At 44.0% G+C, this 21163-nt stretch carries 16 protein-coding genes; 3 read left to right on the top strand and 13 right to left on the bottom strand.

Annotation, left to right across the window (positions count from 1 at the left end; genetic code table 11):
* Positions 1 to 12 precede the first annotated feature (12 nt).
* Together gpmM and L4C54_RS00075 are read left to right on the top strand one after the other, a co-directional pair.
* Positions 13 to 1545, top strand: a complete 1533-nt coding sequence (gpmM, locus tag L4C54_RS00080) for a 2,3-bisphosphoglycerate-independent phosphoglycerate mutase (RefSeq protein WP_428806601.1) — start codon at positions 13 to 15, stop codon at positions 1543 to 1545.
* A 208-nt stretch (positions 1546 to 1753) separates the two neighbouring features.
* Positions 1754 to 2893 (top strand): murein hydrolase activator EnvC family protein, encoded by a 1140-nt coding sequence (locus L4C54_RS00075; RefSeq protein WP_428806600.1) that lies wholly within the window; start codon positions 1754 to 1756, stop codon positions 2891 to 2893.
* On the opposite strand, the gene L4C54_RS00070 is transcribed toward L4C54_RS00075, so the two are convergent.
* From L4C54_RS00070 to nudC, 4 genes are all read right to left on the bottom strand, one after another.
* The gene (locus tag L4C54_RS00070) at positions 2890 to 3846 is read right to left on the bottom strand and encodes a DHHA1 domain-containing protein (protein ID WP_428806608.1); all 957 of its coding nucleotides are present in this window, start codon (positions 3844 to 3846) and stop codon (positions 2890 to 2892) included. The two genes, L4C54_RS00075 and L4C54_RS00070, sit on opposite strands and share 4 nt — an antisense overlap.
* A gap of 86 nt (positions 3847 to 3932) precedes the next feature.
* Positions 3933 to 4568 carry a TetR/AcrR family transcriptional regulator gene (locus L4C54_RS00065; protein ID WP_428806599.1) on the bottom strand — a complete coding sequence of 212 codons (636 nt, stop codon included), beginning with the start codon at positions 4566 to 4568 and terminating at the stop codon, positions 3933 to 3935.
* A 104-nt stretch (positions 4569 to 4672) separates the two neighbouring features.
* Positions 4673 to 5740 carry a uroporphyrinogen decarboxylase gene (gene hemE / locus L4C54_RS00060; protein ID WP_428806598.1) on the bottom strand — a complete coding sequence of 356 codons (1068 nt, stop codon included), beginning with the start codon at positions 5738 to 5740 and terminating at the stop codon, positions 4673 to 4675.
* A 271-nt stretch (positions 5741 to 6011) separates the two neighbouring features.
* Complete coding sequence (gene nudC, locus L4C54_RS00055; protein WP_428806607.1) at positions 6012 to 6779, bottom strand: NAD(+) diphosphatase; 768 nt, start codon at positions 6777 to 6779, stop codon at positions 6012 to 6014.
* 163 nt (positions 6780 to 6942) lie between these two features.
* On the opposite strand from nudC, the gene rsd reads away from it, so the two are divergent.
* Positions 6943 to 7437, top strand: coding sequence for a sigma D regulator (gene rsd, locus L4C54_RS00050; RefSeq protein WP_428806606.1), 495 nt, complete (start codon positions 6943 to 6945; stop codon positions 7435 to 7437).
* A gap of 311 nt (positions 7438 to 7748) precedes the next feature.
* Here rsd and rpoC read toward each other — a convergent pair whose 3' ends face one another.
* From rpoC to tuf, 9 genes are all read right to left on the bottom strand, one after another.
* Positions 7749 to 11951 carry a DNA-directed RNA polymerase subunit beta' gene (rpoC, locus tag L4C54_RS00045; protein WP_428804061.1) on the bottom strand — a complete coding sequence of 1401 codons (4203 nt, stop codon included), beginning with the start codon at positions 11949 to 11951 and terminating at the stop codon, positions 7749 to 7751.
* An 89-nt stretch (positions 11952 to 12040) separates the two neighbouring features.
* Entirely contained in the window at positions 12041 to 16069 is a 4029-nt protein-coding gene (rpoB, locus tag L4C54_RS00040; protein WP_428804060.1) for a DNA-directed RNA polymerase subunit beta, read from the bottom strand.
* Between the two features lie 235 nt (positions 16070 to 16304).
* On the bottom strand, positions 16305 to 16673 hold the full coding sequence (gene rplL / locus L4C54_RS00035) for a 50S ribosomal protein L7/L12 (RefSeq protein WP_428804059.1): 369 nt from the start codon (positions 16671 to 16673) through the stop codon (positions 16305 to 16307).
* Between the two features lie 57 nt (positions 16674 to 16730).
* A complete protein-coding gene (rplJ, locus tag L4C54_RS00030) occupies positions 16731 to 17225 on the bottom strand; it encodes a 50S ribosomal protein L10 (protein WP_428804058.1) in 495 nt (164 codons plus the stop codon).
* Positions 17226 to 17526: 301 nt separating this feature from the next.
* Positions 17527 to 18228: a 50S ribosomal protein L1 gene (rplA, locus tag L4C54_RS00025; RefSeq protein ID WP_428804057.1), complete on the bottom strand. Its 702-nt coding sequence runs from the start codon at positions 18226 to 18228 to the stop codon at positions 17527 to 17529.
* 4 nt (positions 18229 to 18232) lie between these two features.
* On the bottom strand, positions 18233 to 18661 hold the full coding sequence (rplK, locus tag L4C54_RS00020) for a 50S ribosomal protein L11 (protein WP_428804056.1): 429 nt from the start codon (positions 18659 to 18661) through the stop codon (positions 18233 to 18235).
* Positions 18662 to 18805: 144 nt separating this feature from the next.
* Entirely contained in the window at positions 18806 to 19354 is a 549-nt protein-coding gene (gene nusG / locus L4C54_RS00015; protein WP_017035408.1) for a transcription termination/antitermination protein NusG, read from the bottom strand.
* A 12-nt stretch (positions 19355 to 19366) separates the two neighbouring features.
* Complete coding sequence (gene secE, locus L4C54_RS00010; protein ID WP_428806597.1) at positions 19367 to 19747, bottom strand: preprotein translocase subunit SecE; 381 nt, start codon at positions 19745 to 19747, stop codon at positions 19367 to 19369.
* Between the two features lie 232 nt (positions 19748 to 19979).
* Positions 19980 to 21163: elongation factor Tu (tuf, locus tag L4C54_RS00005; RefSeq protein ID WP_428806596.1), on the bottom strand; the 1184-nt coding region annotated here is incomplete at its 5' end.

Raw genomic sequence — 21163 nt, 5'->3', positions numbered from 1 at the left:
GAGGTCATATCTATGTCTGCTAAGAAGCCAATGGCTCTAGTGATTCTTGACGGTTGGGGATACCGTGAAGACAACGCAAGCAATGCAATCAACAATGCTAAAACACCAGTAATGGATGAGCTAATTGCAAGCAACCCAAATACTCTTATCTCAGCTTCTGGCCTTGATGTAGGTTTACCTGATGGTCAAATGGGTAACTCTGAAGTTGGTCACACCAATATCGGCGCAGGCCGAGTGGTATACCAAGACTTAACACGCATTACTAAATCAATCTCTGATGGTGAGTTCGTTGAGACACCAGCTCTAGTCGAAGCTATTGATGGCGCTGTTTCTGCTGGTAAAGCGGTTCACCTAATGGGGCTAATGTCTCCAGGTGGCGTTCACTCTCACGAAGATCACATCTACGCAGCTGTTGAAATGGCAGCGGCACGCGGTGCTGAGAAAATTTACCTACACTGCTTCCTAGACGGACGTGATACACCACCTCGTAGTGCTGAAAACTCACTACAACGTTTTGATGAATTATTCGCTAAACTAGGTAAAGGCCGTATTGCTTCTCTAGTTGGTCGTTACTACGCAATGGATCGTGATAACAACTGGGATCGCGTACAAGTAGCTTACGATTTACTAACTCAAGCGAAAGCTGAGTTCACGTTCGACTCTGCGGTTGCAGGCCTTGAAGCGGCTTACGCTCGTGATGAAAATGACGAATTCGTAAAAGCAACGGAACTGAAAACTGAAAGCCAAGAAAGCGCGAAAATTGAAGATGGCGATACTGTTATCTTTATGAACTACCGTGCTGACCGTGCTCGCCAGATCACCCGTACATTCGTTCCAGCATTTGATGGATTTGAACGCGCGGCATTCCCTGCGATCAACTTCGTGATGCTGACTCAATACGCGGCTGACATCCCTCTAGCGACAGCGTTCCCATCAACATCTCTTGAGAACACATACGGCGAATGGCTATCTAAGAAAGGTCAAACGCAGCTGCGCATTTCAGAAACTGAAAAATACGCACACGTCACTTTCTTCTTCAATGGTGGTATCGAGAACGAGTTTGACGGTGAAGAACGTCAGCTTGTTGCTTCTCCAAAGGTAGCGACTTACGACCTTCAGCCTGAAATGAGCTCTGAAGAACTGACGGATAAATTGGTTGCCGCAATCAAGTCAGGTAAATACGACACTATCATCTGTAACTTCCCTAACGCAGATATGGTTGGCCATACTGGCGTCTACGAAGCTGCTGAACAAGCGATTGAAGCGCTTGATTCTTGTGTTGCTAAAGTTGTTGCAGCAATTAAAGACGTTGACGGCCAGCTACTTATTACAGCAGACCACGGCAACGCTGAAATGATGGTTGACCCAACTACTGGTGGAACTCACACCGCTCACACTAACTTACCTGTACCGCTAATTTACGTTGGCAACAAAGAGTTAGAGTTTAAGCAAGGCGGCAAGCTTTCGGATCTTGCGCCAACAATGCTTGATCTTGCCGGTCTTGAGATCCCTGCTGAAATGACAGGTGATGTACTTACTAAATAATTGAGCCTAGCTTGATTTGATCAAATGCCTCAAAAGTCACTCTCTATAATTGAAAGTGCATTGAGGCATTTTTTATTGCCTATATATTTATCAAAAAATAGCCTTCGTGAAATACCAACTACCCTGCAACTTTTAACATAGCTCTTTCTTCTCACAAAATTCTTTGGGTATACTAAGCGCTTATTTTAATTATTGGACCCCACGCTCTATGGCGAAGTTTTTATCAACGTTATCATTTAAGAATCGTAGTGAGTTTTTAATCATACTCACCGTATTAACGTTGAACTTTATAACGCCTAGTCATGCTTCTTCTCCCAATGAGTTGAAAGGGGTTAAAAATGAAATATCTCGCCAACAAAGTTCTGTCTCAAGTCAGCAGAAAAAACTCAACAATCTGCAAAGTACGCTAAAAAAACAAGAACTAAGCATTAGCGATCTAGAAAATGAAATTAAGAAAACCAAACACTCACTCGCGTCTTCAGATAAAAATATTAAACAGATTGATGAAAAGATCGCTCAGCTTAATGCACAAAAGAAAGCCCAAAGCGATACACTCGCTGAGCTCATCAAGACCTACTATGTCACCCAGCGAGCAAACACCGCCTCTAATATTCTAAATAATGGGGTCGAAGAAGACCGCATTAGCCAATACTTTCAGCACTTAGCAAAAGAGCGCGCATCAACGATTACTTCGCTTGAAAAAACCCATCAAGAACTCGATAAGAATCAAAGACAGCTTCAGCTTGAAAAACAGCAAATTGCTAAGTTACTTGACCAGCAAACAAAGAGACACAAAAGCTTAAAGCAGGGGCAAACTCAGCGAAACCAAACCGTTACGAAAATTAGACAAAGTATCTCTAGCGACAAGGTTTACCTTTCAGAACTGCAACGTAACGAAACCAGACTTAAAGCCGAAATTGCCAAAGCAGCCAAGCGAAATAGCGTTCCAATGGATGGCCTTGCTAAGCAAAAAGGCAGGCTACCTTGGCCACTTAAAGGAAAATTGCTTCACAGCTATGGTTCAAAACAGGCCGGGCAAAGTAACTGGAATGGTATTGTTATTGATGCAAAATATGGCCAAGCGATTAAGTCAGTCTACCCAGGCACGGTTGTTTTTGCTGAATATTTGAGAGGCTATGGCCTTGTAGTACTGCTTGACCATGGTAAGGGTGATATGACTCTGTATGGCTTTAATCAAACCCTACTCAAGAAAGAAGGGGATAAGATTGCAGCTGGTGAAACTATCGCGTTAGCGGGCGATACAGGAGGGCAGAGCCGCCCTTCCCTGTACTTTGAGCTACGTCGTAACAGCAAAACTCAGAACCCTAAGTCTTGGCTCACTCGCTAAGAGTAAAACTCTTCAACTGTTTTGATAAAGATATCTACATCACCTTTATCTAGTGCATTAATGCCAGCAGCAGCAGCCCTACCGCCACCAGTAACAAACTGACTGCAAATATCACCAGCACCTTGCTTATTATTTAGCGGGGCTCTCAAAGAGACCGTATACGTCCCATCAGTATTCTCAGTAAATACTGCGTGTGCGGAGTTTGGTGCTTGGTTGGCTAATAAATTGCCATACACGCCACTAATACGACGTGACGCTGCGTTATTGGGTAACTCAAACAGGCCAAGCTTGTCGCTGCGATGCTTTGCATTAATCGCTAGTGCCTTATCCATATCTTTTTGATACGCCTGTTGTAATTTGTAAAACGGCGAATCAAGATCTGCAATTACATCAAATGGAGATGTGTATTTTATCAGTGCCTGATACAGGTCAGCTGGGGGATAGTGAAGATCATCCACTTTCGCACCGTATCCATTGTAATTGATCAAAGTGCCCAACTCTTTCAGCTGATCTTTTTGCCCTTGAGACAAACCTTGTTTATCCGACAGCTCATCCGCTACTACAATTAAGTTATCACCATAGGCCGCTGTAATAGCCCAAAGATGATATTGACCGCCCAACAGTTTATCGATAATCAGTGCTGTACAAGTATTTGCATCAAGATCGATGTGCGCATCTAATGCTGGGTGACTGGGAATATCACCAGATTGATGATGATCCGCATAAAAAACTTCAACACCTTTCTCTAGAGCGGCTTGTAAGCCATCAATATTCTTTGCCATCGATACATCAAGCACAGTCAGCGTGTCTTGTTTAGAAAGCTCCAGTGTTTCAACCAACTTAATGTCTCGCTTTACTCCGGTAACCAACGTAGAGCTCTTAGGGTCAGCCAATCGCAGCTGAAGCAAAGCGATAATGCCATCAGCATCACCATTAAAAACATCGAAGTGCATAATAAACCCTTGATAGATCGACAAATATAGAAAGAAAAAAAGTGCCATTAAGCACTTCTTTAAATAATACGGAATAACTTAATTTGTTAAGCGTGGATCGCTTTGACACCGTCTTCCAATAACAAAAGCTGTTCAATGCCAAGCTCTGTGGCTTTAGGCTTCACGACCGCTATCATCTGCAACATGCCTTGCAGCACAACTTGCTCGGTAATCTTAGAGTCTGGAGACATCGCAGATTGGTAGGCAAGCCAACCACAAGCAATTAAGTGTAAAGTCGTTACGAGAGGTTTCATTTCTACTTCTTCAACAACCAATAAATCAAGTTCAACAAAGGCCCTCATAATATTCACTAAGTTACTTTGCAGCTTATCTTGCACTTGAATGTAGTCATCGTGCAGCTTGGTATCACGTTGAAGGATTTCAGGTAAGTTAGCGTAGAAAAAACGATATTTCCACATAAGTGTGAAGATAGAGTCTAGGTAATGCTTAAGCAACACTAAGCTCTCTTGCTGCCCTTGAATTGGCGTAAATCGTTCAAGTAACTCTTCCGAATAAAGAGTAAAGATATCGTGGACAATTTCTTGTTTATTTCGAAAGTGGTAATAGAGGTTACCAGGACTAATTTCTATATGAGCAGCAATATGATTGGTCGTAATATTACGCTCACCATGCTCATTAAATAGCTCTAAGGCTGCGTGTACAATTTTATCGCGAGTCTTCATTTATTGCTCGTATCCTTTCGGTCAATCGAATCAGTATAGCGACAAGTGTACCGCATAACAAAAAAGCGCCTGGTCGTATCAGGCGCTTTCAATGGTTTACTCGGTTATTTGTGGTATGGCTTTGATAACTCGTGAACCGCCTCAACAAATACCCCGGCATTCTCAGGCGGTACATCCAGATGGATACCGTGACCAAGGTTAAACACATGGCCGGTTCCATCGTTACCAAAACCTTCAAGAATGGTTGCGACCTCTTCGCGAATTCTTTCTGGTTGAGCATAAAGAACGGAAGGATCCATATTACCTTGTAAGGCAACTTTATCACCAATACGTACTTTTGCATCAGCAATGTTAATGGTCCAGTCTAGGCCAACCGCATCGCAACCTGTTGCCGCGATTTTCTCAAGCCACATGCCACCATTTTTGGTAAATAGAGTGACAGGTACACGACGACCTTCATTTTCACGAATCAGGCCATCAACAATCTTGTGCATGTACTGAAGTGAGAACAGGTTGTAATCACGAGGAGTCAGAACGCCACCCCAAGTATCAAATACCATCACAGACTGAGCGCCCGCTTTGATTTGAGCATTTAGATACTCAATAACACTGTCAGCCAGCTTGTCTAGAAGCATGTGTAGCGTTTGTGGTTCTGCGTACATCATCTTCTTAATTTTAGTAAACGCTTTCGACGTTCCGCCTTCAACCATGTAGGTTGCTAGTGTCCAAGGGCTACCAGAGAAGCCAATTAACGGTACGTCGCCGTTAAGATCTTTACGTATCTGACGTACCGCATTCATTACGTACTGAAGCTCACCTTCAGGATCTGGAAGACCAATTTTCTCAACATCAGCTTTACATGTAATTGGCTTATCAAATACCGGACCTTCACCAGTCGAAAAGCGCAATTCTAATCCCATCGCATCAGGGATCGTCAATATGTCAGAGAAAAGGATCGCAGCATCCAGAGGGAAGCGACGAAGAGGTTGAAGAGTCACCTCTGATGCTAATTCTGCATTTTTGCATAAAGACATGAAGTCGCCAGCTTCCGCGCGAGTAGCTTTATACTCAGGAAGGTATCTACCTGCCTGACGCATCATCCATACTGGCGTGTGATCAACGGGCTGTTTGAGTAATGCACGAAGATAACGATCATTTTTTAATTCTGTCATTCCATTCTTCCGATATTTTAGGCTTTCTGTTGAGGCCAGTATTCTAACACCGATCAGCTCTCAAAAGCGGTATGCTTTGCAACGAAGATCAAGTTATTAACTATTAAATCAATGCTTAATTTGCACCCATGATCTAACAGTGCTAAAAATTCGTTTGCTAGCGAAAATTACAATAATAATCTGAGTACTTAGTGCTCAGCATCTCATAACGACATCTTACTTACCCCCTCCTTCTCGGAGGGTTTTTTTTGCCTGTAACACGCTATTTTTATTAGGAAATCATCCTATCGATTAATTTACGCGCGATGGTTCCCTTTGGTGCGATAGGCGGCAAATCGTCAAAGTCACACCATTTTGCGTCACTCAATTCTCGATAATCTGGTTTAACCTCTCCTGAGTGATAATCTGCGAAAAATGCCATCATCATACTCGACGGAAACGCCCAAGGTTGGCTAGAAAAATATTCTATATTCTTCACCTCAATCCCAGTCTCCTCTTTGACCTCCCTAGCTACGCATTGCTCAAGGGTTTCACCTACTTCAAGAAAACCAGCAATCACTGTGTACATGCCATTTCGGTGCCTTGGGTGCTGTGCAAGCAAAATTTGATTACTCTTACGAACGGCAACAATGATGCATGGGAAAATCCGAGGATAATGCAACGTTCGACATTCTGAACACTGCATCGCTAATTGATTTAGATTGAGATGATTTCGCCCACCACAAATTGAGCAAAAACGTTGTGTTTGGGTCATATGGCCAAACTGAACCGCCTTACTCATTAATAAAAAAAGCGCTTCAGGGAACTGTAAACAGTCCCTTAGCGAGGTAAATTCAAGTTCAATGTTGATATCGGCTTCATTTAGCCACATGACAGGATGGCCTTGATAGCTTGAAATTTTCACAGCCTGTTCATCAGGAAGATTTAGCTCGCTCGCAGTCCCAAAAGGTAGCAAATCATCAACCAACCAAATATCACTTCCCGATACCACACACCAAAACACTTTACCCAACCCTTTGTTGTTACCTTTTTTTAACATCACCTTATCTCTTAGCTTGCAGTTCGTTCATTTTACTGGCAATCTAATTTATACCAGAGATTATTCTTAGTTAGTATATTTCAGCACTCTGGACGTATTCTAAATGGACACTTTGCACCGCAAAGCTAATGAGTACACAACGTTGTGTACCGATCATGAGGGCATGGTCATGCTAAGTAAATTCAAACAAACGCAACAACAATGGGGTGGCTCAAGTGAGGTTATTGATCACTGGCTGGAAACTCGTCAACTGCTCATTGTTGAATACTGCAAACTAGCGGCTTTACAGCCGTCGGCTCAAAAAGCGGCAGTATCAGAACTCCCAACACCTAAAGCACTCCAGTCTTTCTGCCAACATTTGGTCGATTATATCTCTGAAGGGCACTTTAAAATTTATGACATGGTAATGGATCAATGGCGTTCGACTGGCTTTGAAGCCACGGACGATATTAACCAGACCTATGGAAAAATCGTACTCACCACGGAGCCTTTGCTTAATTTCACAGACAGCTACGCGGCAGTAAGCAGTGATGATCCACTTGAAGATTTTGTCGGTGATCTTTCGCTTATCGGTGAGATTATCGAAGTGCGATTTGAAGTTGAAGATGAGCTCATTCAGTTAATAGCAAATAGCCTAGCAGTGCCTCCTGGCGCATAAATAACTGGCTATAGAAAATCGTTTAAGTATCACTTTATCGGTGGTACTTATATGTGCGCACATCTAAACCCTGGCTCCTTCTCCTTATTTATCATTTGTCACCTGATATAAATTCACTTTCAGACTTCTCAATCTCAGCACCTCCATTGTGGTGCAGTTCTCTACGACCCTTCTTTCTATAAAACCGTATATTTCAAAAATTTTCTGCTTTTAATTAACACTTCTTTTATGTGTCACTTCAGCCGTAAAAACAAAAAAGGCACCCGAAGGTGCCTTTTTTCATCACTAAAAGTGATTCTTTATCAGAGAGCTTAATCTTCTGAAGAGAAGCCAGCGTTTAGAAGTGCTGCTAGATTATCAGTAGCTTGTTCAGCTGACGGACCTTCTTGCTCAGCTTCACGCTGCTTTTGACGCTCTTGGTGGTATGCGAAACCAGTACCAGCAGGGATCAGACGACCAACAATTACGTTCTCTTTCAGACCACGAAGGTCATCACGCTTACCAGAAACAGCTGCTTCTGTTAGTACGCGAGTCGTTTCTTGGAACGATGCTGCTGAGATAAATGACTCAGTCGCTAGAGATGCTTTAGTAATACCTAGTAGGTCACGTTCGTAACGTACTAGTTCTTTACCTTCAGCTTCTAGAGCACGGTTAGCAATCTTAACGTTGTGGTATTCAACTTGCTCACCAGGTAAGAACTCAGAGTCACCCGCGTGTGTAATAGTACACTTACGTAGCATTTGACGAACGATAGTCTCAATGTGCTTATCGTTAATCTTAACGCCTTGTAGACGGTAAACTTCTTGAACTTCGTTAGCGATGTACTGAGTCACAGCGTGAATGCCACGTAGACGTAGAATGTCATGTGGAGTCTCTGGACCATCAGCGATTACATCACCACGTTCGATCTTCTCACCTTCGAACACGTTAAGTTGACGATGCTTAGGAATCATCTCTTCGTAAGCGTCACCGCCTTCACGAGTGATAACTAAACGACGCTTACCTTTCGTCTCTTTACCGAATGACACAGTACCTGTGTGCTCAGCAAGAATCGCAGGCTCTTTAGGCTTACGAGCTTCGAATAGGTCAGCAACGCGTGGTAGACCACCGGTGATATCTTTGTTTCCGCTCGATTTTTGAGGGATACGAGATAACGTGTCACCGATGCCAACTTCTGCGCCATCTTCGATGTTTACAATCGCTTTACCAGGTAGGAAGTAGTGAGCTGGCATATCAGTACCAGGAATCATTACGTCTTGACCTTGTGCATCAACAAGTTTGATAGCTGGACGCATATCTTTACCTGCTGCTGGACGAGCGGCTGCATCAGTTACTTCACTTGAAGAAAGACCAGTAAGATCATCAGTTTGACGAGAAACAGTAACACCATCGATCATATCAACGAATTGGATACGACCTGCCACTTCAGTGATGATTGGCATTGTGTGCGCTTCCCAGTTAGCAACAACTTCGCCTGCAGTAACTGCATCGCCGTCTGCTTTACTTAGAATCGAACCGTATGGCAGTTTGTGTTTCTCTTTAGTACGACCAAATTCATCAATAATCGTCATCTCAGAAGCACGAGATGTGATAACCAGTTTCTTATCTTTGTTGATAACAAACTTAGCATTGTGAAGTTTAACAGTACCAGTTGTCTTAGCTTGAATGCTGTTTTCTGCTGCGGCTGTAGATGCTGCACCACCGATGTGGAACGTACGCATCGTAAGCTGTGTACCCGGCTCACCGATAGACTGAGCAGCAATAACACCTACTGCCTCACCTTGGTTTACTAGGTGACCACGTGCTAGGTCACGACCGTAACACTGTGCACAACAACCGAAGTCTGCATCACAGGTAACTACTGAACGTACTCGCATACGGTCAACTGAGTTATCTTCCATGATTTGACACCACTTCTCATCAATCAGAGTATTACGTGGAATCAGTACATCTTCAGTACCAGGCTTAAGAACATCTTCAGCTACAACACGACCAAGAGCCAGCTCAGAAAGTGCAACTTTAACGTCACCACCTTCGATATGAGGCATCATGTCGACACCTTCATGTGTGCCACAGTCATGTTCGTGAACTACAACGTCTTGAGCAACGTCTACTAGACGACGAGTTAGGTAACCCGAGTTTGCCGTTTTCAGTGCTGTATCCGCAAGACCCTTACGAGCACCGTGCGTTGAGATAAAGTACTGAAGGACGTTTAGACCTTCTTTAAAGTTCGCAGTGATCGGCGTTTCGATGATTGAACCATCTGGACGCGCCATCAGACCACGCATACCCGCTAGCTGACGAATCTGTGCAGCAGAACCACGAGCGCCCGAGTCAGCCATCATGTAGATGCTGTTAAACGACTCTTGTTGCTCTTCTTCACCGTCACGGTTTACAACAGTCTCAGAAGACAGGTTATCCATCATTGCTTTCGCAACACGGTCATTGGTAGATGCCCAGATATCGATAACTTTGTTGTAACGCTCACCCGCAGTAACAAGACCAGATTGGAATTGCTCTTGGATTTCGCGAACTTCTGCTTCTGCTTCTTCGATCTCAGTGTACTTAGCTGCTGGTACAACCATATCGTCGATACCAACTGAAACACCAGAAAGTGCAGCGTATGCAAAACCTGTGTACATGATTTGGTCGGCGAAGATAACTGTGTCTTTTAGACCAAGCTTACGGTATGCCTCGTTAAGAAGAGTAGAAATTTGTTTCTTACCCAACTTCTGGTTAACTAGGCTAAACGGTAGACCTTTAGGCACGATAGCCCACAACATTGCACGACCAACAGTTGTATCAACCATGTCAGTACTAGTTGTGCTATTACCATCTTCATCAACAACGGTTTCAGTGATACGTACTTTAACGCGAGCGTGTAGCTCAGCACTCTTAGTACGGTATGCCTTCTCAGCCTCTTCAGGGCCAGCAAGGTACATACCTTCACCTTTCGCGTTGATCATGTCACGCGTCATGTAGTAAAGACCTAATACAACATCCTGAGAAGGAACGATGATTGGGTCACCTGATGCTGGCGACAGAATGTTATTCGTCGACATCATAAGGGTACGAGCTTCTAGCTGAGCTTCCAAAGTTAACGGTACGTGTACCGCCATTTGGTCACCATCGAAGTCGGCGTTATATGCCGCACACACTAGTGGGTGAAGCTGAATCGCTTTACCTTCGATTAGTACAGGTTCGAACGCTTGAATACCAAGACGGTGAAGTGTTGGTGCACGGTTCAATAGTACTGGGTGCTCACGGATAACTTCGTCTAGGATATCCCAAACGATAGCTTCTTCGCGCTCTACCATTTTCTTAGCTGCTTTGATTGTCGTAGCCATGCCACGAGTCTCTAACTTGCTGTAGATGAATGGTTTGAATAGCTCTAGTGCCATCTTCTTAGGAAGACCACACTGGTGCAAACGTAGATATGGACCAACTGTGATAACAGAACGACCAGAGTAGTCTACACGTTTACCTAGAAGGTTCTGACGGAAACGACCTTGTTTACCCTTGATCATATCAGCAAGAGATTTCAGAGGACGTTTGTTAGAACCAGTAATCGCACGACCGCGACGACCGTTATCTAGAAGGGCATCAACAGACTCTTGCAGCATACGCTTTTCGTTACGTACGATGATGTCTGGAGCCGCTAGCTCTAGAAGACGCTTCAAACGGTTATTACGGTTGATTACACGACGGTATAAATCGTTCAGATCAGACGTTGCAAAACGACCGCCATCTAGTGGTACTAGAGGACGAAGATCTGGCGGAAGTACAGGAAGTACAGTTAGGATCATCCACTCAGGATTGTTACCTGATTGAATAAACGCTTCAACTAGCTTAAGACGCTTAGTCAGCTTCTTACGCTTAGTTTCAGAGTTTGTTGTCTCTAACTCTTCACGCATCTGCTCAGCTTCAGCGTTCATATCCATGGTTGAAAGCAGATCTTTGATCGCTTCAGCACCCATCTTAGCGGTGAATTCATCACCCCACTCTTCTAGACGATCAAGATACTCTTCTTCAGTAAGCATCTGTGATTTTTCTAGATCCGTCATACCCGGTTCAGTTACTACGTACATTTCGAAGTAAAGAACACGCTCGATATCACGTAGAGGGATATCCATCAACAAACCGATACGAGACGGCAGTGATTTAAGGAACCAGATGTGCGCAACTGGAGATGCTAATTCGATGTGGCCCATACGGTCACGACGAACTTTAGTTTGTGTAACTTCAACGCCACACTTCTCACAGATAACACCACGGTGTTTCAAACGCTTGTATTTGCCACAAAGACATTCGTAGTCTTTAACTGGACCAAAAATACGCGCACAGAAAAGACCATCACGTTCTGGTTTGAACGTACGATAGTTGATCGTTTCCGGTTTTTTAACTTCACCAAAAGACCATGAACGAATCTGGTCTGGAGAAGAAAGACCGATTTTGATTGCGTCAAATTCTTCGGTCTTGTGCTGTGCTTTTAGAAAGTTTAATAAGTCTTTCACATTCAGCTCCTGTAAGGAGTTAAAAGCAGCCCGGTTTATCCAGGCTGCTTTCTAACAAATAACCCAATTCTCTATAACAGAAAAAGAGATTACTCTTTGTCTTCTAGCTCGATGTTGATACCTAGCGAGCGAATCTCTTTCAACAATACGTTGAACGACTCAGGCATACCAGGTTCCATGCTATGGTCGCCATCTACGATGTTTTTATACATCTTAGTACGGCCGTTAACGTCATCAGACTTAACAGTTAGCATTTCTTGAAGCGTGTAAGCAGCACCATATGCTTCTAGTGCCCATACTTCCATCTCACCGAAACGCTGACCACCGAACTGAGCTTTACCACCAAGTGGTTGCTGAGTTACTAGGCTGTACGAACCAGTTGAACGAGCGTGCATCTTGTCATCAACAAGGTGGTTTAGTTTCAGCATGTACATGTAACCAACAGTTACAGGACGCTCAAACGCATCACCAGTACGACCATCAAACAATGTAAGCTGACCAGACTCTGGCAGATCACCTAGTTTTAATAGATCTTTAATCAATGCTTCAGAAGCACCATCGAACACAGGCGTTGCAATCGGAAGACCAGCACGTAGGTTTTGAATCAACGTACGAACTTGATCATCAGACAACTCAGCAATGTCAACTTTCTGGCGAGTATCACCAAGATCGTAAACTTCCTGTAGGAAATTACGGAACTTGTGCAGTTCCTGTTGTTCCTTCAGCATTTTATTGATCTTGTCACCGATGCCTTTCGCAGCTAGACCTAAGTGTACTTCTAAGATCTGACCGATGTTCATACGCGATGGTACACCCAGCGGGTTCAGTACGATATCAACAGGGCGACCTGTTTCATCGTATGGCATGTCTTCAACAGGGTTAATCTTAGAGATTACACCTTTGTTACCGTGACGACCGGCCATCTTATCACCCGGTTGGATACGACGCTTAACAGCTAGGTATACTTTAACAATCTTAAGTACACCAGGTGCTAGGTCATCACCTTGAGTGATTTTACGACGCTTAGTTTCAAACTTCTTATCGAAATCAGCTTTTAGCTCATCCCATTGCTCAGCAAGTTGCTCAAGCTGCGATTGAAGCGCATCGTCTTCAAGCGTTTGCTCTAGCCATTGCTTACGACCAATAGAGTCAAGCTTAGCTTCAGAGTAACCACCATTGATTAGAACAGCACGAACACGAGCAAGTAGACCACCTTCAAGAATTTGGAACTCTTCAGTAAGGTCTTTCTTAGCTTCTTTCAGCTGCATCTGTTCAATTTCAAGCGCACGCTTGTCTTTCTCTACGCCATCGCGAGTGAAGACTTGAACGTCGATGATAGTACCTGAAACAGAGTTTGGTACACGCAGTGATGTATCTTTAACATCTGATGCTTTTTCACCGAAGATTGCACGTAGTAGCTTCTCTTCAGGAGTCAGTTGTGTTTCACCTTTAGGGGTTACTTTACCAACTAGGATGTCGCCACCCTTAACTTCAGCACCAATGTAAACGATACCTGACTCGTCTAGTTTAGACAGAGCAGATTCACCTACGTTTGGAATATCAGCAGTGATCTCTTCAGAGCCCAGCTTAGTATCACGAGCCACACAAGATAGTTCTTGAATGTGAATCGTCGTGAAACGGTCTTCTTGAACTACGCGCTCAGATACTAAGATCGAGTCTTCGAAGTTGTAACCATTCCAAGGCATAAACGCGATACGCATGTTTTGACCAAGCGCTAGTTCACCAAGGTCTGTTGAAGGACCATCAGCAAGAACGTCACCGCGAGCAACAGGTTCACCTGGCATTACGGTTGGGCGTTGGTTAATACATGTGTTTTGGTTCGAACGCGTGTATTTCGTTAGGTTGTAGATGTCGATGCCGGCTTCGCCAGGAATCAATTCATCTTCATTTACCTTAACTACGATACGAGAAGCGTCTACTGACTGAACTTGTCCACCACGTTTCGCTACCGCTGTAACACCAGAGTCAACTGCGATGTTACGCTCGATACCTGTACCAACTAAAGGCTTATCTGCTTTTAGTGTAGGTACGGCTTGACGTTGCATGTTCGCACCCATCAATGCACGGTTCGCATCATCGTGTTCTAGGAACGGGATAAGCGATGCAGCGATAGATACTACTTGGTTCGTCGCAACGTCCATGTAGTTAACATGTTCACGTGGGTGAAGACCAGATTCACCTTTCTGACGAGCAGTGATTAGCTCTTCAGCGAAAGTTGAACCTTCAGTTAGTATTGTATTCGCCTGAGCGATAACGAACTGACCTTCCTGAATAGCAGAAAGATAGTCAACATCTTCAGTTACTACACCATCAACAACACGACGGTACGGAGTCTCTAGGAAACCGTAATCGTTACAACGTGCAAATGCTGATAGAGAGTTAATCAGACCGATGTTTGGACCTTCAGGTGTTTCGATAGGACATAGACGACCGTAGTGAGTTACGTGTACATCTCGAACTTCAAAACCAGCACGCTCACGAGTTAGACCACCAGGACCTAAAGCAGAAATACGACGCTTGTGCGTTACTTCTGACAATGGGTTGTTTTGGTCCATAAACTGAGACAGCTGTGAAGAGCCAAAGAATTCTTTAACTGCAGCTGAAATAGGCTTAGCGTTGATAAGGTCCTGAGGCATAATTGCATCAAGATCACCAAGGCTTAGACGTTCTTTAACAGCACGTTCTACACGAACTAAACCAACACGGAATTGGTTTTCTGCCATTTCGCCAACGCTACGGATACGACGGTTACCAAGGTGGTCGATATCGTCCACTTCGCCTATACCGTTACGGATCTCGATTAACTTTCTCATCACCGCAATGATGTCAGTTTCATCTAGCGTGCCACGTTCTTCTTCTTCTTCACGCTCAATTGAGCTGTTGAACTTCATACGGCCTACAGTTGATAGGTCGTAACGATCTTCATTGAAGAACAAGCTTTGGAACAATGTCTCTGCAGCGTCTTTTGTTGGCGGCTCACCAGGGCGCATCATGCGGTAGATTTCTACCAGAGCTGAAAGGCGATCGACAGTACTGTCAACACGCAATGTTTCAGACATGAATGGACCGTGGTCTAGATCGTTCGTAAATAGAACTTCTAGAGCTTTGTGACCCGCTTGAGATAAGTTTGCAAGAGCTTCTAGGCTGATTTCGTGGTTTGCACCAACAATGATCTCGCCAGTTGCTTCGTTGATGTAATCTTTCGATGCAACTTTTCCAACGATGTACTCTACTGGTACTTCGATGTGCTCTACGCCATCTTTTTCAAGTTGACGGATGTGACGTGCCGTAACACGACGACCTGTCTCAACGTAAGTCTTACCATTTGCTTCAATATCAAATGACGCAGTTTCACCGCGTAGACGATCAGGAACTAACTCCATTAATAGAGTTTTGTCTTTAACTTCGAAGTTCACTTTAGTAAAGAACAGATCTAGGATCTCTTCTGTGGTTTTACCAAGTGCACGAAGAATGATCGAAGCTGGTAGCTTACGACGACGGTCTATACGTACGTATAAGTTATCCTTAGGATCGAACTCAAAGTCTAACCATGAGCCACGGTAAGGAATTACACGTGCGTTATATAGAACTTTTCCTGACGAGTGGGTCTTACCCTTATCGCTGTCGAAGAACACGCCTGGGCTTCGGTGCAGCTGGGATACGATAACCCTCTCAGTACCATTAATTACGAAGGTACCATTGTCTGTCATAAGCGGAATTTCGCCCATGTAGACTTCTTGTTCTTTAATATCTTTTACGGTACCTGCTGGCGCGTCTCTATCATAAATCACTAGGCGTAGTTTAACGCGTAGAGGTTTTGAATAAGTTACGCCGCGGATTTGACATTCTTTAACATCAAATACAGGCTCACCAAGACGGTAGCTAACGTATTGCAGCTCTGAATTGCCGTTATAGCTCTGGATTGGAAATACAGAACGGAAAGCAGCTTCAAGACCGTATTGCCCTTCAGGATCCTGTTCGATAAATTTGTCGAACGAATCGAGCTGGATCGATAACAGGTATGGAATGTCCAAAACTTGTGGACGAGTACCAAAATCCTTACGGATGCGTTTTTTCTCGGTATAAGAGTAAACCATGGGGTTCCTCAGCTCGCTGATAAGTGACCCAAACTGCCCAAGGCATTCAAAGAATGGGGCAGTGACTAACAACTGTTTACTGTAGTGACATTACTATCTAAAAATAATAATGCTTTTTTGCATGGATAACGGTGCTTAAACAGCGGGAAAATTCACCGGGACCCTACAGCGCAAAAAGGCCGGTGGTTAATAAACCACCAGCCATTAGCCTTGCGGCTATGAAATTAAGTAATAATTACTTGATTTCAACAGTTGCACCAGCTTCTTCTAAAGTCGCTTTTAGCGCTTCAGCTTCAGCTTTGTCAACGCCTTCTTTAAGTGCAGCAGGAGCTGAGTCTACAAGACCCTTAGCTTCTTTAAGGCCTAGACCTGTAGCGCCACGTACTGCTTTGATAACTTGTACTTTGTTACCGCCAACAACAGTAAGAACTACGTCAAATTCAGTTTGCTCAGCAGCAGCTTCGCCACCAGCAGCGCCACCAGCTACAACAGCAGCTGCAGCAGTAACACCAAATTTCTCTTCCATAGCTTCGATAAGCTCAACAACTTGCATTACAGACATTTCTGCAACTGCGTCTAGGATTTGCTCGTTAGTAATAGACATAACAATTCTCTTTTAAGTCAACAATTAGTTTATTTTACAATCAGTAGAAAGCAAGGCTTATGCCGCAGCTTCTTCTTTTTGATCACGTAAAGCAGCGATAGTACGTACCAGCTTGCCAGCTGAAGCTTCTTTCATGCACATCATTAGGCGTGCAATAGCTTCGTCGTAAGTTGGTAGTGTCGCTAGTACTTCAGCGTCAGTTAGTGCGCCTTCAAATGCAGCGGCTTTGATCTCGAACGTTTTATTCTCTTTCGCGAAGTCTTTAAAAAGACGCGCGCCAGCACCTGGGTGCTCGTTAGAGAATGCAATCAGAGTAGGACCAGTGAAAGTGTCTTGTAGACACTCGTAGTCTGTACCTTGAACTGCACGGCGTGCTAGAGTGTTACGCACAACTCTCACATAAACACCCGCTTCACGCGCTTGTTTACGTAGAGAAGTCATTGCGCCAACTTCAACGCCACGAGAATCAGCTACAACTGCAGAAAGTGCACCACTGGCAGCTTCGTTGACTTCAGCAACAATTGCTTTTTTGTCTTGAAGGTTTAAAGCCATTTGGATTTACTCCTGGTTGTCGTTACACCACTCACTATTATCACAACAGTGAGAGTTAATAAGGTGCAGTCCCAGAAGAAAGAAACTCGATACAATGAAACATCATACAAAAAATCTTTCTGTCAGTTCGGGCACCATCTACGTAGGACGATTAAGTTAACTCAAAAAATTAACACCTACGGTCTTGGACGGAGACTGTTTCTAACTCAATTTATTGATTAATCAATAAAAGGAATCAACGTCAGCCCCAACCACAAATTAGGCGCAGAATTATACATCAATTCTGCGTCTAAGCAAATAATTATGCTTTTGTATCAAGACTAGCTTGATCAACAACAACACCAGCACCCATAGTGGTAGAGATGCTTACTTTCTTCAGGAAAGTACCTTTCGCTGAAGAAGGCTTTGCTTTCTTAAGTGCAACTAGAAGAGCTTCTAAGTTCTCTTGAATTTGCGCTACTTCGAAAGAAGCTTTACCAATAGTAGTGTGGATGATGCCGTTCTTGTCGTTACGGTAACGAACCTGACCAGCTTTAGCATTTTTAACTGCTTCAGCAACGTTAGGAGTTACAGTACCAACTTTAGGGTTTGGCATTAGACCGCGTGGACCTAGGATAGTACCTAGTTGGCCTACAACGCGCATTGCATCTGGAGAAGCAACAACAACGTCAAAGTCCATTACGCCTTTCTTAACTTGCTCAGCAAGATCTTCCATACCAACGATGTCTGCGCCAGCTTCTTTAGCTGCTTCAGCGTTTGCACCTTGAGTGAACACTGCTACGCGAATGTCGCGGCCAGTACCGTGCGGAAGTACAGTTGCACCACGTACGTTCTGATCAGATTTACGAGCATCGATGCCTAGGTTTACAGCAACGTCTACAGACTCAACGAATTTAGCAGTTGCTAGTTCTTTAAGAAGAGCTACAGCTTCGTTGATTTCGTATTCTTTCGTTACTTCAACTTTTTCACGAATAGTGCGCATGCGCTTAGTTAGTTTTGCCATGATCTTAACCCTCTACCACTAGGCCCATTGAACGAGCAGTGCCCGCAATAGAACGCTTCATCGCTTCAACGTCAGCACCAGTCATATCAGCAGCTTTAACTTCTGCGATTTCTTGGATTTGAGCGTCAGTAACCGTACCCACTTTTTCAGTGTTCGGACGACCAGAACCAGACTTAACGCCAGCAGCTTTCTTAAGAAGAACAGCAGCAGGTGGAGTCTTAGTTACGAATGTGAAAGAACGATCGTTGTAAACAGTGATTACAACTGGAGTCGGTAGACCTTTCTCAACAGATTCTGTTTTTGCGTTAAACGCTTTACAGAATTCCATGATGTTCACGCCGTGTTGACCTAGAGCAGGACCAACCGGTGGACTTGGGTTCGCCATACCAGCTGCTACTTGCAGTTTGATATAAGCTTCAACTTTCTTAGCCATGATATTTCCTAATTTTGGGTTCAAACGCCAGCTTTTAAGCAAGCTCCCCGTTTTTCAAAAAAACTTTCTACAGTAATACCTGTAAAAAGGCGCGAAATTATAAGCATAATCCGCGCCATTAACAAGCATTAAAAAGGTGTTTTTTTAATCAAGTTTTTCAACTTGACCAAATTCAAGCTCAACTGGTGTTGCACGACCAAAGATCGATACAGACACTTTAATGCGGCTCTTCTCGTAATCTACTTCTTCAACAGTACCGTTGAAGTCAGCAAATGGACCATCATTAACACGAACCACTTCGCCCGCTTCGAACATAGTCTTAGGACGCGGAGCTTCGCTCGCTTTCTCAAGACGGTTCAAAATAGCATCAGCTTCTTTGTCAGTGATCGGTGCCGGACGGTCAGAGGTACCACCAATGAAGCCCATTACACGAGGAATACTGCGCACTAAGTGCCAAGATTCATCGTTCATCAACATTTGCACTAACACATAACCAGGGAAAAATTTGCGTTCGCTTTTGCGACGTTGGCCAGCACGCATTTCTACAACTTCTTCTGTAGGAACCAGTACTTCACCAAACAACTCTTCCATGTTGTGCATTTTAATATGTTCGCGTAACGATTGAGCTACACGGCCTTCATAGCCTGAAAAGGCTTGAACAACATACCAACGTTTTTTTGGAGCTTCACTCATGAATTAAAACCCTCAGATTCCAGTTACAAAGGCAACAAGACGAACCATAATGCCGTCAATGCCCCAAAGTACTAGAGCCATTACAATACATACTGCTAATACGATCAATGCTGTTTGCATGGTTTCCTGGCGTGTAGGCCACACCACTTTGCGTACTTCCATACGGGATTCGCGTGCAAACACGATCGCTGCTTTACCTTTAGTCGTTGTCGCAGATACACCAAGTGCAGCAGCGATTAATACAACGACGCCTGCAGCACGAATGACTACAGACATTTCACCATACAGGTAATTACCCACAACAGCTGCGGCTAGCAAAACAAAAGTGAGGATCCACTTCATCATGTCTGCGCCATTTGAGCTATCAGGAGTTTCAGCATTATTTGCTTTCATAAACCAACCTGTCATAAGTCTTAATATAGACGACAATAACCCCGCTGTTGCAGGGCGAATTCCATAACATCAACAAAATGTCACTATTGATGCATACTCTCGCGGATGAGGAAAAAACCTCAAACCAAATTCCTTATTTTACACTTCATTGTTCGTAAAACCAACGAGCATAATATTCAGTGCATAAAAAGGGCATCAAATGATGCCCTTTTTACTAGTAGTTAGTCAAATCTTAATCAAAGATTTTAGCAACAACACCAGCACCTACTGTACGGCCACCTTCGCGGATTGCGAAACGTAGACCTTCATCCATTGCGATTGGAGCGATTAGCTCTACAGTCATTTGGATGTTGTCACCAGGCATTACCATTTCTACGCCTTCTGGAAGCGTGATATCGCCAGTTACGTCAGTTGTACGGAAGTAGAACTGTGGACGGTAACCTTTGAAGAATGGAGTGTGACGACCACCTTCGTCTTTAGACAGAACGTATACTTCTGACTCAAAACGAGTGTGTGGGTTGATTGAACCAGGAGCAGCTAGTACTTGGCCACGTTCAACTTCTTCACGCTTAGTACCACGTAGAAGTGCACCAACGTTCTCACCTGCACGACCTTCGTCAAGCAGCTTACGGAACATTTCAACACCAGTACAAGTAGTAGTTGTAGTCTCTTTGATACCTACGATTTCTACTTCGTTACCTACGTTTAGGATACCGCGCTCGATACGACCAGTTACAACAGTACCACGACCTTGAATTGAGAATACATCTTCAATTGGTAGTAGGAACGGTTGGTCTACTGCACGCTCTGGAAGTGGAATGTAAGAATCTAGTGCTTCTGCAAGCTCAACGATCTTGTCTTCCCACTGCTTTTCGCCGTTTAGTGCACCAAGAGCTGAACCTTGGATTACTGGAAGATCATCTCCTGGGTATTCGTACTCAGAAAGAAGTTCACGAACTTCCATCTCAACTAGCTCAAGAAGCTCTTCATCATCTACCATGTCACATTTGTTCATGAATACGATGATGTAAGGGATACCAACTTGACGACCAAGTAGAATGTGCTCACGTGTTTGAGGCATTGGGCCATCTGTTGCAGCAACAACTAGGATACCACCATCCATTTGTGCAGCACCAGTGATCATGTTTTTAACGTAATCCGCGTGTCCTGGGCAATCTACGTGTGCGTAGTGACGCTCTGGAGTATCGTACTCAACGTGTGAAGTTGCGATTGTGATACCGCGCTCACGCTCTTCTGGAGCATTATCGATTGATGCGAAGTCTTTCGCTTCACCGCCGTATACTTTTGACAAAGTAGTACAGATAGCAGCAGTTAGAGTTGTTTTACCGTGGTCAACGTGGCCGATAGTACCAACGTTTACGTGCGGTTTCGTACGTTCAAATTTTTCTTTAGACA

Origin of the sequence: Vibrio lamellibrachiae (assembly GCF_050337265.1) — a bacterium.
GTDB classification, from domain to species: Bacteria; Pseudomonadota; Gammaproteobacteria; order Enterobacterales; family Vibrionaceae; genus Vibrio; species Vibrio kyushuensis.
The sequence above is the reverse complement of the archived record's forward strand: the minus strand, read 5'-3'. Positions and strand labels throughout refer to the sequence as shown.

Bases quoted from the DNA above. Each gene is read 5' to 3' on its own strand.
- rplL (WP_428804059.1), bottom strand. From the start codon at position 16,673: ATGTCTATTACTAACGAGCAAATCCTAGACGCAGTTGCAGAAATGTCT.
- rpoB (WP_428804060.1), bottom strand. From the start codon at position 16,069: ATGGTTTACTCTTATACCGAGAAAAAACGCATCCGTAAGGATTTTGGT.
- nudC (WP_428806607.1), bottom strand. From the start codon at position 6,779: ATGTTAAAAAAAGGTAACAACAAAGGGTTGGGTAAAGTGTTTTGGTGT.
- rplA (WP_428804057.1), bottom strand. From the start codon at position 18,228: ATGGCAAAACTAACTAAGCGCATGCGCACTATTCGTGAAAAAGTTGAA.
- gpmM (WP_428806601.1), top strand. From the start codon at position 13: ATGTCTGCTAAGAAGCCAATGGCTCTAGTGATTCTTGACGGTTGGGGA.
- hemE (WP_428806598.1), bottom strand. From the start codon at position 5,740: ATGACAGAATTAAAAAATGATCGTTATCTTCGTGCATTACTCAAACAG.
- rplK (WP_428804056.1), bottom strand. From the start codon at position 18,661: ATGGCTAAGAAAGTTGAAGCTTATATCAAACTGCAAGTAGCAGCTGGT.
- L4C54_RS00075 (WP_428806600.1), top strand. From the start codon at position 1,754: ATGGCGAAGTTTTTATCAACGTTATCATTTAAGAATCGTAGTGAGTTT.
- secE (WP_428806597.1), bottom strand. From the start codon at position 19,747: ATGAAAGCAAATAATGCTGAAACTCCTGATAGCTCAAATGGCGCAGAC.
- L4C54_RS00070 (WP_428806608.1), bottom strand. From the start codon at position 3,846: ATGCACTTCGATGTTTTTAATGGTGATGCTGATGGCATTATCGCTTTG.
- nusG (WP_017035408.1), bottom strand. From the start codon at position 19,354: ATGAGTGAAGCTCCAAAAAAACGTTGGTATGTTGTTCAAGCCTTTTCA.
- rplJ (WP_428804058.1), bottom strand. From the start codon at position 17,225: ATGGCTTTAAACCTTCAAGACAAAAAAGCAATTGTTGCTGAAGTCAAC.
- rsd (WP_428806606.1), top strand. From the start codon at position 6,943: ATGGTCATGCTAAGTAAATTCAAACAAACGCAACAACAATGGGGTGGC.
- L4C54_RS00065 (WP_428806599.1), bottom strand. From the start codon at position 4,568: ATGAAGACTCGCGATAAAATTGTACACGCAGCCTTAGAGCTATTTAAT.